A 14266-nucleotide genomic window follows, 5' to 3' on the forward strand; every position below is an offset into this window, starting at 1 on the left:
TGGACTGCCCCTTGATCCACTTCGAGAATGTCGGCTTGCGTTATGGCATGGGACCGGAAATCCTCCGGGACCTGACCTTCGACATTCCGAAGCGTTCCTTCCAGTTTCTCACCGGCCCTTCCGGCGCAGGCAAGACGACGCTGCTGCGCCTCCTCCTGATGTCGCTGAAACCGACGCGCGGGCTGATCCGCATGTTCGAGCGCGACGTCTCGCGCATCCCGCGCAACGAGCTTCCCATGCTGCGGCGACGCGTCGGCATCGTCTTCCAGGATTTTCGCCTGCTCGACCACCTGACCACCTATGAAAACGTCGCCCTGCCGCTGCGCGTGCGCGGCAAGGACGAATCGTCCTACAAGACGGATGTCCTGGAGCTTTTGAAGTGGGTCGGCCTCGGCGAACGCATCAACGTTCTGCCGCCGGTGCTCTCGGGCGGTGAAAAGCAGCGGGTCGCCATCGCCCGGGCGCTGATCGACCGGCCGGAAGTGCTGCTCGCCGACGAACCCACCGGCAACGTCGATCCGCCCATGGCCAAGCGGCTGCTCAACCTGTTCATGGAACTCAACCGGCTGGGCACCGCCGTGGTGATCGCCACCCACGATCTCGGCCTGATGGACCAGGTCGATGCCCGGCGCATGATCCTCACCGAGGGACGGCTCGACATTTATGAATAAGCCGACCACCACGCGGCGCAAGCCGACCGCCGTGACGCCGCCGCCGGAGGCCCAGCCTGCCCGGCGGCCGCCGATGCGCGTGCGCCCCACCGGCCCGATCGTGCCGCCCTCCAACATCCAGGGCAACGCGCTGATGGTGGTGATCGCCATCATGTCCTTCCTCGCCTGCCTGACGCTCGGCGGCGTCAGCATGGTGCGCGCCACCGCCGCCAGCTGGCAAAGCCAGATTTCCCGCGAGATCACCATCCAGATCAAGCCGGAGGAGAACTTCGACATGGATGCGGCGCTGATCAAGGCACGCGATCTGGCGCTATCCTTTGTCGGCACCAGGGACGGCAAGATCATGGACGACCAGGCGACGGCCCGCCTGCTCGAACCCTGGCTCGGCACCGGGCTGGATCTCGCCGAACTGCCGGTGCCGCGCCTGGTGATCGTCACCATCGACGAAACCAGCCCCCCGGATTTTGAAGCGATGCGGGCGCAGCTGGCGCGAGCAATCCCGCAGGCCTTCCTCGACGATCACCGTACCTGGGTCGACCGGCTGGTCTCGATGGCCCGCACCACGGTGCTGATCGGCACGGCGATCCTGTCGCTGGTCTTCGTCGCCATGGTTCTGACGGTGGTCTTCGCCACCCGCGGCACGCTGTCGGGCAACCGGCATATCGTCGAGGTCCTGCATTTCGTCGGCGCCGAAGCCTCCTTCGTCGCCAAGGAATTCCAGATGCATTTTCTGAAGATCAGCCTGAAAGGATCTGCCGCCGGCGGCATTCTCGCAGCGGCGGTCTTCGGCGCCGCCAGTTTCTGGCAGGGGCGGACGCTTGCCACGCCGCAAACCGACCAGGCCACAGCGCTGTTCGGCACCTTTTCCATCGGCTGGATGGGCTATCTCGGCATCTTTGCCACCATGCTGGTCATCGCCCTTCTGACGACGCTGACGGCCCGCATCACGGTGATGCGCACCATCGACGAAATCGACCTCATCCGGTCCGACCCGGCCCGGACCGACAATCTTCCGGATTAGATCGCGCCGCGACATGAAAGGGCCTGTTCCTCGCCGCAATCTCCCGATATTCACGAATCACCATGATGAGCCGCATCACGCGCAAGACCGATTTCCTGATTTCGCGTAGCGCCCCGCCCGGGCAGAAGCCGGCGCGGCGAGGGCCGATCCGGCGTGTGGCCAGGCTTCTCGGCATCTTCACCATCCTGCTGGCGGCCGCCACCTTTGCCGGTTTCCTCTGGTTTGCCGATCGCGTCACCGCGCTCGCGCCGCCGTCCGAAGCCAAGGCGGATGCCATCGTCGTGCTGACGGGCGGTTCGCAGCGCATCGACCAGGCGGTGGAACTGCTGCGTTCGGGCGCCGGCGAGCGCCTGCTGATATCGGGCGTGCATCCGGCAACCTCGCGCGCCCAGATCCGCCGGCTGACCAAGAGCTCCGACGACCTGTTTTCCTGCTGCGTCGATATCGGCTACGAGGCGCTCGACACTATCGGCAATGCCACCGAGACCGTGCGCTGGATCCATGACCGCGGCTACAGGCGGGTGCTGGTGGTGACCAACAACTATCACATGCCGCGAAGCCTCTTCGAACTGCGTCGGCTCGATCCGCAGACCGAATTCGTTCCTTATCCGGTGGTGCGATCCGACCTCAAGGCGAAGAACTGGTTTGCCGATCCCGACGTGCTTCGGGCCCTGATCGTCGAATATGTGAAGATCATCGCCGCCTCGGCGCGTGATTTCACCGGTTATGGCGGCATGACCGGATTGCGCACCGACGATGAACCCGCAGCCGCCGGGCTGAAATCTTGAGGCGGATGCGCTTTTGATTCGTCGCGATATCGTGTAGGCACACGGCAACCGTGCCAAGGAAGCCGCTTGATGCTCACATTGCGTTCGATCCTGTTCAATACGCTGTTCTACGCCAACCTCATCATCCGCATGATCGTCCTGACGCCGGCCTATTTCCTGCTGCCGCGCAAGAAGGCCTATGCGATCCCGAAAGCCTGGGCGCGGTCGAGCAACTGGCTGTTCGAAAAGGTGGCCGGCGCCAGCTTCGAAATCGAGGGACTGGAAAACATCCCGAAGAGCGGCGGCTATATCTTCGCGCCGAAACACCAGTCCTTCTGGGACACGTTCGGCCTTCTGCCGTGGCTGGACGACCCCGTCTACATCCTCAAGCGCGAGTTGATGTGGATCCCGCTGTTTGGCTGGTACGTGCTCAAGCAGCGGATGATCCCGGTCAATCGCGGCGCCAGGGGCAAGGTGATGCTGGCAGTGTTGAAGCGCGCCCGCGAGGAGATGGAAAACGGCCGGCAGCTGATCATCTATCCCGAAGGCACCCGCCGCCCGCCGGGTGCGCCGCCGGAATACAAGTTCGGCATCGCCCGCATGTATCGTGACCTCGGCGTGCCGGTTGTGCCCGTCGCCATGCATCCCGGTCTGTTCTGGCCACGGCGCAAGTCCGTCCGTTATCCCGGCCATTTCAAGGTGCGCATCCTGCCGCCGATCATGCCGGGCATGGAGACCGACGCCTTCTTCGCCAAGCTGATGGAGGTGACGGAAAAGGCAAGCGACGAGCTGCTGGTCGAAACCATCAGGAACAATCCGCATATCCCGCTGCCGCCGACGGCGGCGCGGCGGCTCGCCGAACTTCAGGCCGGCGGTTGAGCCAGCCGCCTGACCTCCGCCGCCACGCTTTCCAGCCATTGGTCGCGAATGCCCATCTCCTGCATGTGGGCAAGCGTATTGAAGACATAGGCATCGTTCGGGCCGGAGCGCCCCTTGGCCGTTGAAACGACCCGGGCGGCGTCCAGCGCATCGAGGCCGCCGGCATACTGGGTATGGCCCCGGTCGATGACATAGGCCAGCGCCCTGACCTTGCGGCCGTCCGCAAGCACGACCTGCAGCGTCCGCTCCAGATAGACATGCGTCACCAGCTCGCGCTCACGCAGATAGGCAAGCGTCGCCGCCTCCTGCCCTGCCGTCACCTTGAACGCCATGCCGCGGCAGGAGCCGCCGCGATCGAGGCCGAGGACCAGTCCCGGTTTTTCCTGCGTGCCGCGATGCACCCACGATCGGACGCAGAGCGCGCGGCGATAACCGAAAAGTTGCCCCTGGGACCGTTCCGCATAATCGAAGCCGGGGTTCCACATCAGCGAACCGTAGCCAAACACCCAAAATTCGTCCATATCGCACGCCACGTCACAGGTAGAGCCATTCCAGCAAAAGTGCGTCGCGATTTTGCGGCCGGAATTGCGTCAAAACAAAAGAATAAAGAGTTTTCGCGATTCGAAGAACGCGGAAATACCCTAAAGATCGTGAATCACCTTTGGAGAACATCATGGCAGCGTCAAGCCGCACCGGACAGGCCAACACCAGCAAAAAGGTCAGGATCCTCGGCATCTGCATTCTCCTGGTGATCGGCATCTATACCGGCGGCTGGTATTTTGTCGCCGACCAGGCGCGGTCGCGGCTGATGGCGGCGCTCGACCGCAGCCAGGGTGCGGCGATCTCCGCCGAATGCCCGGACGCCGAAATCCGCGGCTTTCCCTTCCGGTTCGGCCTGTTCTGCTCCGGCGTCAGCATCGATGACAACCGCCGCGGCATCTCCGCCTCCTTCGGCGCATTGCGCTCCGCCGCACAGGTCTACGACCCCTTCCATGTCGTCTTCGAGGTGGACGAGCCGGTGGTGGTGCGCGCGGCGCCCGGGCTGACTTTTTCGGCCGAATGGACGGCCCTGCAATCCAGCGCCCAGCTTGCCACGGATGGCGTCGAACGGACTTCGCTGGCCGTCGACGGCCTGAAGGCGAACCTCGTTTCGGCGCTGGCCGGTGAATTGCTCAACCTGAACGCCAGCCACGGCGAACTGCACCTGCGCCGCAACGGCCCCGACCTCGATGCCGCCGCAAGCCTGCTGGCGGTCTCCGGCACCGTCGAAGGCAAGGACCGGCCGCTGCCACCGGTGACCGTCGATGTCGACGTGACCATGGCCGAGAAGGCCGCCCTTCTCCAAGGTGCAGGCAAGGATGCCGCGAACCTGCGCGGCGCCAAGGGAGAACTGCGGGCGCTGTCGGCCGATCTCGGCGAAGGCCGGACGCTGCGGATCAGCGGCCCGTTCTCCTTCAACGACGAAGGCTACGTCTCCGGCAAGCTGAAGCTCGAAATCGCCGGGATCGAGGGCTGGCGGCAGACGCTGAAGACGGCCTTTCCGGAGGCCGCGAAAAACATCGACACCGCCGGCAACATGCTGACCGCGCTCGTTTCCGGCGGCAATCAGGTCTCCGTCGACCTGACGCTCAGGGACGGCGACATCATGATCAGCGGCTTCATCAAGGTCGGCGAAATCCCGCCGATCTGAGGTCCGCCGTCAACCCTTCTTGTCCCCTCAGTCCTTCTTGTCCCCTCAATCCTTCTTGTCCAATGCGTGCCGGCCGAAGTCCGGCGCATCGACATCCTGGCCGGCCTCGACGATCGACCGGCGGATGGCGCGGGTGCGGGTGAAGAGATCGAACAGCTTGTCGCCCTCGCCCCAGCGGATCGCCCGCTGCAGATAGGCAAGATCCTCAGAAAACCGCGCCAGCATTTCAAGGATCGCATCCTTGTTGTGCAGGCAGACGTCGCGCCACATGGTCGGATCGGACGCCGCCAGGCGGGTGAAATCGCGAAAGCCCGAAGCGGAATATTTGATGACTTCCGATTCCGTCACCGTCTCCAGATCGTCGGCCGTGCCGACAATATTGTAGGCGATGATATGCGGCAGGTGCGAGACGATGGCCAGCACCTTGTCGTGGTGCTGGGCATCCATCTCGTCGACGCGCGAACCGAGGCTTTCCCAGAAATGCTTGAGCCTGGACAGTGCCTCCGCGTCCGTCCCCGGCGGCGGCGTCAGGATGCACCAGCGCCCCCGGAACAGGCCGGCAAAGCCGGCATCGGGACCTGATTTTTCCGTACCGGCAATCGGATGGCCGGGAATGAAATGCACATGTGCCGGCATGTGCGGCAACATCTGCGCGATCACCGAAGCCTTGGTGGAACCGACGTCGGTAACGATCGCGCCTGGCTTCAGATAGCCGGCTATCTGTTCCGCAACAGCGCCCGAAGCCCCGACCGGCACAGACACGATCACCAGATCGGCGTCCTTCACGGCCTCGGCGGCCGAAGCGACGTAGGATGTGCCGAGGCCGAGTTCTTCGGCACGTTTCAGCGTTTCAGCGCTACGGCTCGAAACGACGATCTCGCGCGCCAGGCCGAGCGCCGCTATATCGCGGGCTATGGAGCCGCCGATCAGGCCGATACCGATCAGCGCAACACGCTCGAACTGCACGCTATTCATGCTGTCTTGCCCATGAATTCGCCGAGTGCCTCGATGACGCCGCGATTGGCCTCTTCCGGACCGATGCTCATGCGCAGGGCATTGGCAAAACCATAACCACGAACGGCGCGCAGGATATAGCCGCGGCTCGTCAGGAAGTCGTCGGCTTGCGCCGCCCGCTTGCCGTCGACATCGGGGAAATGGATGAGCACGAAGTTGGTGACCGAAGGCGTCACCTTCAGGCCGATCGCCTCCAGCGCATGCGTCAGCTTGTCGAGCCACAGCGCATTGTAGGCGACCGCCGTTTCGACGAAAGCCTGGTCGCGAATGGCGGCAGCACCCGCGGCAATGGCCGGCGCATTCATGTTGAAGGGGCCGCGCACCCGGTTCAGCGCGTCGATGATCGCCGCCGGCGCATAGATCCAGCCGATACGCAGGGCGGCAAGGCCGTGCACCTTAGAGAAGGTGCGGGTCATCACCACGTTGCGATTGGCGGAGACCAGCTCGATGCCGGCCTCGTAGTCGTTGCGCTTGACGTATTCGGCATAAGCGGCGTCCAGCACCAGCAGCACGTTTTTCGGCAGGGCCGCATGCAGGCGGCGGATCTCGGCGACCGGAACATAGGTGCCGGTCGGATTGCCCGGGTTGGCGATGAACACCATCCTGGTCCTGGGCGTCACCGCCGCCAGGATCGCATCGACATCGACGGTGCAATCCCTTTCCTTCACCGTCACCGGTGTCGCACCGGCGGCCATGATCTGGATCTTGTAGACGAGGAAGCCATGCTCGGTGATGATCGCCTCGTCACCGGTGCCGAGATAGACGTGGCACAATAGCCCGAGCAGTTCGTCGGAACCGTTGCCGCAGAGAATATTGGCGACGTTGAGCCCGTAGGTGGCGGCAATCGCCTCGCGAAGCTCCACCGCCTGGCCGTCCGGATAACGCTCCAGCTGTTCGGCGCTCCGGCGGAAGGCTTCGATCGCCTTCGGGCTGGCGCCGAGCGGCGTCTCGTTGGAGGAGAGCTTGTAGACGCGGGCGACGCCCGGCGCATGTTCCTTTCCGGGAACGTAGGCGGCAATATCCAGAATGCCCGGACGCGGAACGGGCTCAATCATCTCAACGCTCATCGGATCGACCTTACGGAAAGCGGGACAAAGCCCGGAAAAAGACTTCTCGGGATTAGCCCCGAAATCGGCTTTTGTCGAGTATCAGCCGTCGTTCTCGACGATCATCGATGACGCGGGACGTGGTCGCGGGTCGTCGGCACCCCCTGTGGCGCCAGAACCGGCACGAAAACGCGGCGCGACGCCCGGGCGGTGACCGGCAGTCCCTGATAAAGCCGCTTCTGCGCCTCGACGATGATCACACCGGAAAAGGCAGGCCACAGCGTCCTCCCCAGGCGCTCGAATGCCTGACGCAGCTTGAGCACCGCCCGCACCTGCGACGGGGGGAAAAACAGCGCCTCGGCGGTCGCACCGGGGGTGAAATTGGTTTCGCGCAGCAGGCCGGTTAGCTGGCCGCGTGAATAGGGCCGGCCGGAACCGAAGGGCGTATGCTCCATGCGCGCCCACACGCCGCGGCGATTGGGCACGACGATCACCAGCCGCCCGCCCGGCGCCAGCACACGCCACACCTCTTTCAGCGTCTCCCGCGGGCTTTCGGCAAATTCCAGCGAATGCACCATGAGAATGCGATCGATGGATGAATCGGGAAGCGGCAGTTCCTCGTCGAAGACCAGTGCCGTGGAGGACAGTTCGCCCACCGGCCAGTTTACCGCCCCCTGCCCCGCCGGCATGAAGGCGAAGCTGCGTTCCGTATCGCCGCGGAAGCGGTCGAGAAACGGCACGGTGTAACCAAGCCCCACCAACCGCTCCTGCGGCAACCGCGCCCACAGGGAGGATAGCGCCATGGCAATCGAATACTCGGCGCGGCGTCCGAGTTCGGAATGGTAAAATTCGCGGAGATCGACGATATCGGCATACATTTTGCAAATGTTATCAGCGAGTGGATGGACTTCAAGGCGCGAGCGACTACATTTTCATCCAACCTTAGAAAAGCCGGTGTTTTCATCATGAGACCTTTGCAGATCGAAGTTTTTCCCTGCCGCAGCGACAATTTCGGCGTCCTGCTGCACGATCCGGAATCCCACCTGACCGCCAGCATCGATGCACCCGAGGAGGCGCCGATCGTTGCCGCCGCGGAACGCAACGGCTGGAAGATCACCCATATCTTCACCACCCATCACCATACCGACCACGTCGAAGCGAATTTGGCGCTGAAGGAGCGTTACGGCCTCGAAATCATCGGCCCGCGCGAAGAGGCCGTCGCCATTCCCGGCCTCGACCGTGCGGTCGCCGACGGCGATACCTTCGAATTCGGCAGCTATCCGGTCAATGTTATCGAGACGCCGGGCCACACGGCCGGCCATGTCTGTTACCACCTGCCCGATGCCAAGCTGCTGTTTGCCGCCGATACGCTGTTTGCACTCGGCTGCGGCCGCCTGTTCGAACGCCCGGCAGCCGACATGTGGCATTCGCTGCAGAAGCTTGCCGCCCTGCCCGACGAGACGGCGGTGTATTTCGGCCACGAATACACGCTCTCCAATGCCCGTTTCGCGCTGACCATCGATCCGGACAACGAACGCCTGAAGACACGCGTCGCCGAAATCGAGGAAATAAGGGCGGCCGGCGGCTTCACCATCCCGACGATGCTTGGGCTGGAAAAAGAAACCAATCCCTTCCTGCGCGTCGCCGATCCCGCCATCCGCCGCAACCTTCTGATGGAAAGCCGCACGAACGAAGAGGTGTTTGCCGAAATCCGCAAGCGCAAGGACAATTTCTGATGACGGCAGCGGAGATCATCACGGCGTTGAACATGGAACGCCATCCCGAAGGCGGTTGGTACGTGCAGACCTTTCGCGACGTGACGGGCGGCGAGCGCGGCCATTCGACGGCGATCTATTACCTTCTCGAAGCCGGCGAACGCTCGCACTGGCACAAGGTTCACGATGCCACGGAGGTCTGGCACTATTACGCCGGCGCGCCGCTGACGCTGGAGCGATCCTCGGACGGCTTGCTGGTCGACGCACTGGTGCTTGGCCCGGATATCCTTTCCGGCGAACGGCCGCAGGCCATCGTGCCGGCCGGCTGGTGGCAGGCGGCGCAATCGCGCGGAGACTATACGCTGGTCGGCTGCACCGTGGCGCCCGGTTTCGAATTTTCCAGGTTCGAGATGGCGCCGCCCGGCTGGATGCCGGGCCTGCCGTAGACGGTCAGCGCGGATTTGCTCAGGTGTTGCCGCCGAACTTGACGGCGGACACCGTCAGCATGCCGTATTCCGTCGGGATCTTGACGTAGACCGGGGCATAGACATTGACCGGATCGGCCTTGGCGAACCAGATTTCCATCGTCTTCAGTTTCTTCAGGTAATCGATGTCCTTGCGGTTCTTCTTGAAGCCGGCCTTGGGCACGAACTGGACGCTGCAGACGATGGCATCGCCCTTGAAACCCTTGGTCGAAAACGGCTTGCTGTCTTTCGGCGACAGCACGAGATCCATGCGCGTCTCGCCGTCGAAGATCGGCAGCCTTGCCGGGCAGACCTGTTTGTTGGCCGGCAGGATGATGCCGGAAATCGGGTCGAGAACGGCACGCAGGTCCTTTTCGGTTACCGGCACCCAGTTGTTCGGGTTACGGCGCGGCTCGGGCGTGATCGAATTGGAGGTGACGTTGCCGTTGCGGAAATTCACCTCGTAGACGCGTGTCTTCTTGCCGCTCGTATAGTTCAGCAGGTAGTTGCGCGCCTGGAAGCGGTCGGCAGACACCGTGCCGCTGACGGTGGTCCGCGCCGAAATCCGCGTGATCAAATTGGCGATGCCGGCGGAAGAGATGTTTCCATCTATCTTATAGCGCTTGTTGTCCATCGAGGTGGAGAAACTGGCGCGTGCGATCGGCAGACCGGAGAGCGCGACGCTATATTCCATCTCGTGATGGATCTCGTCTGCCTTGGCCGGCAGGCTGGACATCAATATTGCTGCCATCATGCAGAATCGAACGGCGATCATTGCCATGCTGTTGCTCCTGCGGCCCGCCTGCTGTAGGGCGGCCGAACCCACTCTATAGGGTTTTTGCTAAGCCAAGAAAACAGCAGCTTTTTGTCAGAAATGCTACAAGAGCCAAGGTTTGGCTTGACGCGGGCGGCTCTGCTGACTATAGAACCGCAACTTTCCAATCATGGCCAGTTGGATTGCCTCACCGGTTTTGTCCGGCTTGGTGTTCATTGGCGAAGAAAAACAATAGGTGGTACCATGTCGCGTGTATGCGAATTGACCGGCAAGGGCGTCCAGGTAGGCAACAACGTCAGCCACGCCAACAACAAGACCAAGCGTCGTTTCCTGCCCAACCTGTGCCAGGTAACGCTCATTTCCGACGCCCTCGGCCAGCGTTTCCGTCTGCGCGTTTCCGCTGCAGCCCTGCGCTCCGTCGAGCATCGTGGTGGTCTCGATGCGTTCCTGTTGAAGGCCAGCGAGAACGAACTGAGCATGCGCGCCCGCCTGCTGCGTCGTCAGATCGCCAAGAAGTCTGCAGAAGTCGCAGCCGCCGCTTAATCCGGCCTGCTTCTAAAAAACATACGGACGACAGAAGGCTTGCACGGATAATCCGGTCAGGCCTTTTGTTTTGTCCGGTTCGTCCCTCCAACTGGTGGCATCACCCAGGATAAAAAAATGCTCACGACACGCTATTTCATAATCTACACCCTGCTGATGACGCTCGTCGTCGTCGCCTCGAATTTTCTGGTTCAGTTTCCCGTATCGGGAATGCTGTTCGGCATCGCTCTCGGCGATCTGCTGACCTGGGGTGCCTTCACCTATCCCGTCGCCTTCCTGGTAACCGACCTGACCAACCGCCAGTTCGGCCCCTCCATGGCGCGCCGGGTGGTGCTTGCCGGCTTCGTCGTCGGCGTGGCGCTGTCCTTCGTCACTTCCATGCCGCGCATCGCCATTGCGTCCGGTTCGGCCTATCTGCTCGGCCAGCTGCTCGATATCGCCGTCTTCAACCGCTTGCGGCGGCAGAGTTGGTGGCGCGCGCCGCTGGTCGGCTCGCTGATCGGCTCGGCGCTCGACACGGTGATCTTCTTCTCGTTTGCGTTTGCCGCGATGTTCGTCGTCTTCGGGCCAAACGATCCTTTCGCGCTGGAATCGGCACCGATCCTCGGCGTCTTCGCCGCAGAGGCTCCCCGCTGGATTTCCTGGGCGATCGGCGATTTTTCGGTGAAGATCATCGTCGGACTTGTGATGCTCTTGCCCTACGGCGCGCTGATGAGCGTGCTGAAACCGATGCCGGCGGTCAAATCCGCCTGAAAGGCAAGCCTTATTCGACCAGCCTGAACTCCAGCATCACATTGCGCTGGAGAATGGAATGGTTGTCGTCGGAGGTGAGGATGATGTGCGTTGCGCCATCCTCGCCGGTGATGACGTCAAGCCCTTCCATATTGTCGATCTGGTAGTTGAAATCGGCGGTGATCAGGATGTCACCGTCGACGACAGCACCCGGCACAATGTCGGCGCCCTTGAGGCGGCGGATACGCATGGCGATGCCGGTTGCCCAGTTGAAGCGCCGCTCCAGGATCAGAAGATCGCCATTCGGCAGGAAGGCGCCATCGGTCACGTCGAAGGAATCATGGCGCCTGACCGAAAACAGCCCCTTTGCGGGACCATCGACGACGGCGGCAAACAGATTGCCTTTCTTGTCGACGCTCTTCTCGGCGATGATCACTATGCTACCCTTGAGCGGGCTTTCCGCCGGTGACGCGGCAATCATCTCGAAGCCGCCATTCGCCCGCAATTCATTCTTTGGAATCAGGAACGGAATGGATTTTTTCGGCCGCGACGTCTCGAAACCGGAGAGCGGATAGATGTCGATGCGATGGCGCCGTTCGAAGCTGACAAGGATGTCGTCGCCGCGGATCGTCATGCCTTCGGCATCCATGTTCCATTTCACCGTCTCGTCCTGACCGTCCTTGTCGATCATCGAGGTGATGGTGAGGTCGGACATGTCGGAGAGCCGGCCTTCGCCGTCACGATCCACCGTACCGGTCATCCAGTGCCCGGTATCGAGGACGGCGATGAAATTCCGGCCATCGGGGCGAAAGCGGATCGAGGACACGGCGCCGAACAGCGATGTCGTCGAACTCAATTCCAGCCCGCCGACAAACTCCAACGCGCCAAAACGGGTTTCAGGCGAGCCGACCTTGAAGGCGGAAATCACCCGGCTGGTCATCACAGCCGTCTCGCCAGCAAGAGCGGGCACCGATGCCGGGACCGCGAAAAGGAAGGTCAGCGCGGCCAGGCAGCGGGTGAAACGCATCGGCAGCAATCACCCGGCGCGACGGCGGCGACCGCCACGCGAACCCGCGCTCTGGTCCTCGAACAGCGAGGCAAGCTGCTCGGTCATCGCGCCCGCCAGTTCGTCGGCATCGACGATGGTCACGGCACGGCGATAATACCGCGTCACGTCGTGACCGATACCGATTGCCAGCAGTTCCACCGGCGAACGCGTCTCGATCTGCTCGATGACCGCACGCAGATGCCGTTCCAGATAGTTGCCCGGATTGACCGACAGCGTCGAGTCGTCGACCGGCGCGCCGTCCGAGATCATCATCAGGATCTTGCGTTGCTCCGGACGGCCGATCAGGCGGTTGTGCGCCCACATCAGCGCCTCGCCGTCGATGTTTTCCTTGAGCAGGCCCTCGCGCATCATCAGGCCGAGATTGCGGCGGGCGCGGCGCCACGGCGCATCGGCGGACTTGTAGACGATATGGCGCAGGTCGTTGAGGCGACCGGGCGTGGCGGGCTTGCCGCCGGCCAGCCATTTTTCGCGTGACTGGCCACCCTTCCAGGCCTTGGTGGTGAAGCCCAGCAGCTCGACCTTGACGCCGCAACGCTCCAGCGTGCGCGCCAGGATGTCGGCGCAGGTGGCGGCGACGGTGATCGGCCGGCCGCGCATCGAGCCGGAATTGTCGATCAGCAGCGTCACCACCGTATCGCGGAACTTGGTGTCGCGCTCCATCTTGAAGGAGAGCGGTTGCATCGGGTCGATGATCATACGCGGCAGGCGCGCCGTATCGAGATAACCTTCTTCCAGGTCGAAATCCCAGGAGCGGTTCTGCTTCGCCATCAGGCGGCGCTGCAGGCGGTTGGCCAGCCGGCCGACGGCGCCCTGCAGGTGGGCAAGCTGCTTGTCGAGGAAGGCGCGCAGGCGATCCAGCTCCGCCTCGTCGCACAGCTCCTCGGCGGTGATCTCCTCGTCGAATTCCTCGGTATAGACGTGGTAATCGACCTTCTCGTTGAAATCGTCGAAGGGGCTGTTCGGACGGCGGGTCTCGCCGGGCGTCTCGGAATCCTCGTCGCCGTCGTCGGAGAGTTCCTCCTCGGAAATCTCGGCGCCGTCCATCTCGCCGTCTTCCATCTGCTCCTGCGAGGCTTCGCTTTCCTCGGCAGGTGCGGCATCGGAGCCGGCCTCCTCATCGACGTTTTCTTCGTTCTGCTCGTCGCTGCGCGGCTGGTCCTCGTCGGTGCTGGTGTCCTCGCTGTCCGGCTCGCTGTCCTCGTTGGCGTATTCTTCCGCCATCTCCATCGAGGTCAGCATGCTGCGCACCAGGCGGGCGAAGGCCGGCTGGTCCTCGATCGAGGCCGCCAGCTTTTCAAGATCGCCGGCCGCCTTGTCCTCGATGAAACCGCGCCAGAGATCGAGCACCTTGCCGGCGCTTGCCGGCGGCTTCTCGCCGGTCAGCCGCTCACGCACCATCATCGCCAGGGCCTCTTCGATCGGCGCATCCTGCTGCCGCTCGACAGTGCCGAAATTCGCCTTGGCGTATTTTTCGTGATGCATGGAGGCGAGGTTGCTCGCCGTGCCGCTCATGCGCAGCGCGCCGATCGATTCCACCCGCGCCTGCTCGACCGCATCGAAGATGATGCGGGCATCGCTGCCCTGCGGCGCCATCGAGGCGTGCACCTTGGCATCATGGCAGGCAATGCGCAGCGCCATGGAATCGCCGAGCCCGCGGGTGACGGCAAGCTCGTGCGCCGTCGGACGCTTCGACAGTTCCGGCAGGCGGATACGGTCGCCGGCCATGCCGGGACGCTCGTTGGCGAAGGCGACCTCGACATTGCCGTCACCGGCAATGGAGCGCACGCAGCCGGTGATGGCCCGGCGCAATGGCTCCATGTCCACCGGTCCGCCGGGTTTCGTTCTGGTATTATCGCCTCGACCTGCCATGACCTGTCTTC

Annotated in this window: 16 protein-coding genes; 9 read left to right on the plus strand and 7 right to left on the minus strand. The window is 63.0% G+C overall.

The window, feature by feature from the left end:
• Positions 1 to 11: 11 nt before the first annotated feature.
• The 4 genes from ftsE to DEM27_RS16395 all read left to right on the plus strand — a co-directional run bounded on the left by ftsE (position 12) and on the right by DEM27_RS16395 (position 3338).
• Positions 12 to 671, plus strand: coding sequence for a cell division ATP-binding protein FtsE (gene ftsE, locus DEM27_RS16380; protein WP_165823460.1), 660 nt, complete (start codon positions 12 to 14; stop codon positions 669 to 671).
• Positions 672 to 744: 73 nt separating this feature from the next.
• On the plus strand, positions 745 to 1692 hold the full coding sequence (locus DEM27_RS16385) for a cell division protein FtsX (RefSeq protein ID WP_420028833.1): 948 nt from the start codon (positions 745 to 747) through the stop codon (positions 1690 to 1692).
• Positions 1693 to 1757: 65 nt separating this feature from the next.
• Positions 1758 to 2480, plus strand: coding sequence for a YdcF family protein (locus tag DEM27_RS16390; RefSeq protein ID WP_109459550.1), 723 nt, complete (start codon positions 1758 to 1760; stop codon positions 2478 to 2480).
• A 69-nt stretch (positions 2481 to 2549) separates the two neighbouring features.
• A complete protein-coding gene (locus tag DEM27_RS16395; RefSeq protein ID WP_109459328.1) occupies positions 2550 to 3338 on the plus strand; it encodes a lysophospholipid acyltransferase family protein in 789 nt (262 codons plus the stop codon).
• Here DEM27_RS16395 and DEM27_RS16400 read toward each other — a convergent pair.
• A complete protein-coding gene (locus DEM27_RS16400) occupies positions 3323 to 3859 on the minus strand; it encodes a gamma-glutamylcyclotransferase (RefSeq protein ID WP_109459329.1) in 537 nt (178 codons plus the stop codon). The genes DEM27_RS16395 and DEM27_RS16400 overlap by 16 nt on opposite strands.
• A 152-nt stretch (positions 3860 to 4011) precedes the next feature.
• Here DEM27_RS16400 and DEM27_RS16405 point away from each other — a divergent pair, with 152 nt between their 5' ends.
• A complete protein-coding gene (locus DEM27_RS16405; protein WP_109459330.1) occupies positions 4012 to 5028 on the plus strand; it encodes a DUF2125 domain-containing protein in 1017 nt (338 codons plus the stop codon).
• A gap of 45 nt (positions 5029 to 5073) precedes the next feature.
• On the opposite strand, the gene DEM27_RS16410 is transcribed toward DEM27_RS16405, so the two are convergent.
• From DEM27_RS16410 to DEM27_RS16420, 3 genes are all read right to left on the minus strand, one after another.
• The gene (locus DEM27_RS16410) at positions 5074 to 6003 is read right to left on the minus strand and encodes a prephenate/arogenate dehydrogenase family protein (protein ID WP_109459331.1); all 930 of its coding nucleotides are present in this window, start codon (positions 6001 to 6003) and stop codon (positions 5074 to 5076) included.
• A complete protein-coding gene (gene hisC, locus DEM27_RS16415) occupies positions 6000 to 7109 on the minus strand; it encodes a histidinol-phosphate transaminase (RefSeq protein WP_109459332.1) in 1110 nt (369 codons plus the stop codon). Before hisC ends, DEM27_RS16410 begins: the two co-directional genes overlap by 4 nt.
• Before the next feature lie 101 nt (positions 7110 to 7210).
• Positions 7211 to 7966 (minus strand): class I SAM-dependent methyltransferase, encoded by a 756-nt coding sequence (locus tag DEM27_RS16420; RefSeq protein WP_109459333.1) that lies wholly within the window; start codon positions 7964 to 7966, stop codon positions 7211 to 7213.
• 87 nt (positions 7967 to 8053) lie between these two features.
• Here DEM27_RS16420 and gloB point away from each other — a divergent pair, with 87 nt between their 5' ends.
• Together gloB and DEM27_RS16430 are read left to right on the plus strand one after the other, a co-directional pair.
• Entirely contained in the window at positions 8054 to 8824 is a 771-nt protein-coding gene (gene gloB, locus DEM27_RS16425; RefSeq protein ID WP_109459334.1) for a hydroxyacylglutathione hydrolase, read from the plus strand.
• Positions 8824 to 9249 carry a cupin domain-containing protein gene (locus DEM27_RS16430; protein ID WP_109459335.1) on the plus strand — a complete coding sequence of 142 codons (426 nt, stop codon included), beginning with the start codon at positions 8824 to 8826 and terminating at the stop codon, positions 9247 to 9249. Before gloB ends, DEM27_RS16430 begins: the two co-directional genes overlap by 1 nt.
• Before the next feature lie 19 nt (positions 9250 to 9268).
• On the opposite strand, the gene DEM27_RS16435 is transcribed toward DEM27_RS16430, so the two are convergent.
• Positions 9269 to 10048 (minus strand): DUF3108 domain-containing protein, encoded by a 780-nt coding sequence (locus DEM27_RS16435; RefSeq protein WP_109459336.1) that lies wholly within the window; start codon positions 10046 to 10048, stop codon positions 9269 to 9271.
• A gap of 237 nt (positions 10049 to 10285) precedes the next feature.
• Between DEM27_RS16435 and rpmB the strand changes: the two genes are divergently transcribed.
• Positions 10286 to 10585: a 50S ribosomal protein L28 gene (gene rpmB, locus DEM27_RS16440; protein WP_109459337.1), complete on the plus strand. Its 300-nt coding sequence runs from the start codon at positions 10286 to 10288 to the stop codon at positions 10583 to 10585.
• A 117-nt stretch (positions 10586 to 10702) separates the two neighbouring features.
• On the plus strand, positions 10703 to 11338 hold the full coding sequence (locus tag DEM27_RS16445) for a queuosine precursor transporter (protein WP_109459338.1): 636 nt from the start codon (positions 10703 to 10705) through the stop codon (positions 11336 to 11338).
• A gap of 10 nt (positions 11339 to 11348) precedes the next feature.
• Here DEM27_RS16445 and DEM27_RS16450 read toward each other — a convergent pair whose 3' ends face one another.
• On the minus strand, positions 11349 to 12344 hold the full coding sequence (locus DEM27_RS16450) for an esterase-like activity of phytase family protein (RefSeq protein ID WP_109459551.1): 996 nt from the start codon (positions 12342 to 12344) through the stop codon (positions 11349 to 11351).
• A 9-nt stretch (positions 12345 to 12353) separates the two neighbouring features.
• Entirely contained in the window at positions 12354 to 14255 is a 1902-nt protein-coding gene (gene cobT, locus DEM27_RS16455; RefSeq protein ID WP_109459339.1) for a cobaltochelatase subunit CobT, read from the minus strand.
• Positions 14256 to 14266: the final 11 nt, after the last annotated feature.

Origin of the sequence: Rhizobium album, assembly GCF_003122325.1 — a bacterium.
In the GTDB taxonomy this organism is placed as follows: Bacteria; Pseudomonadota; Alphaproteobacteria; order Rhizobiales; family Rhizobiaceae; genus Metarhizobium; species Metarhizobium album.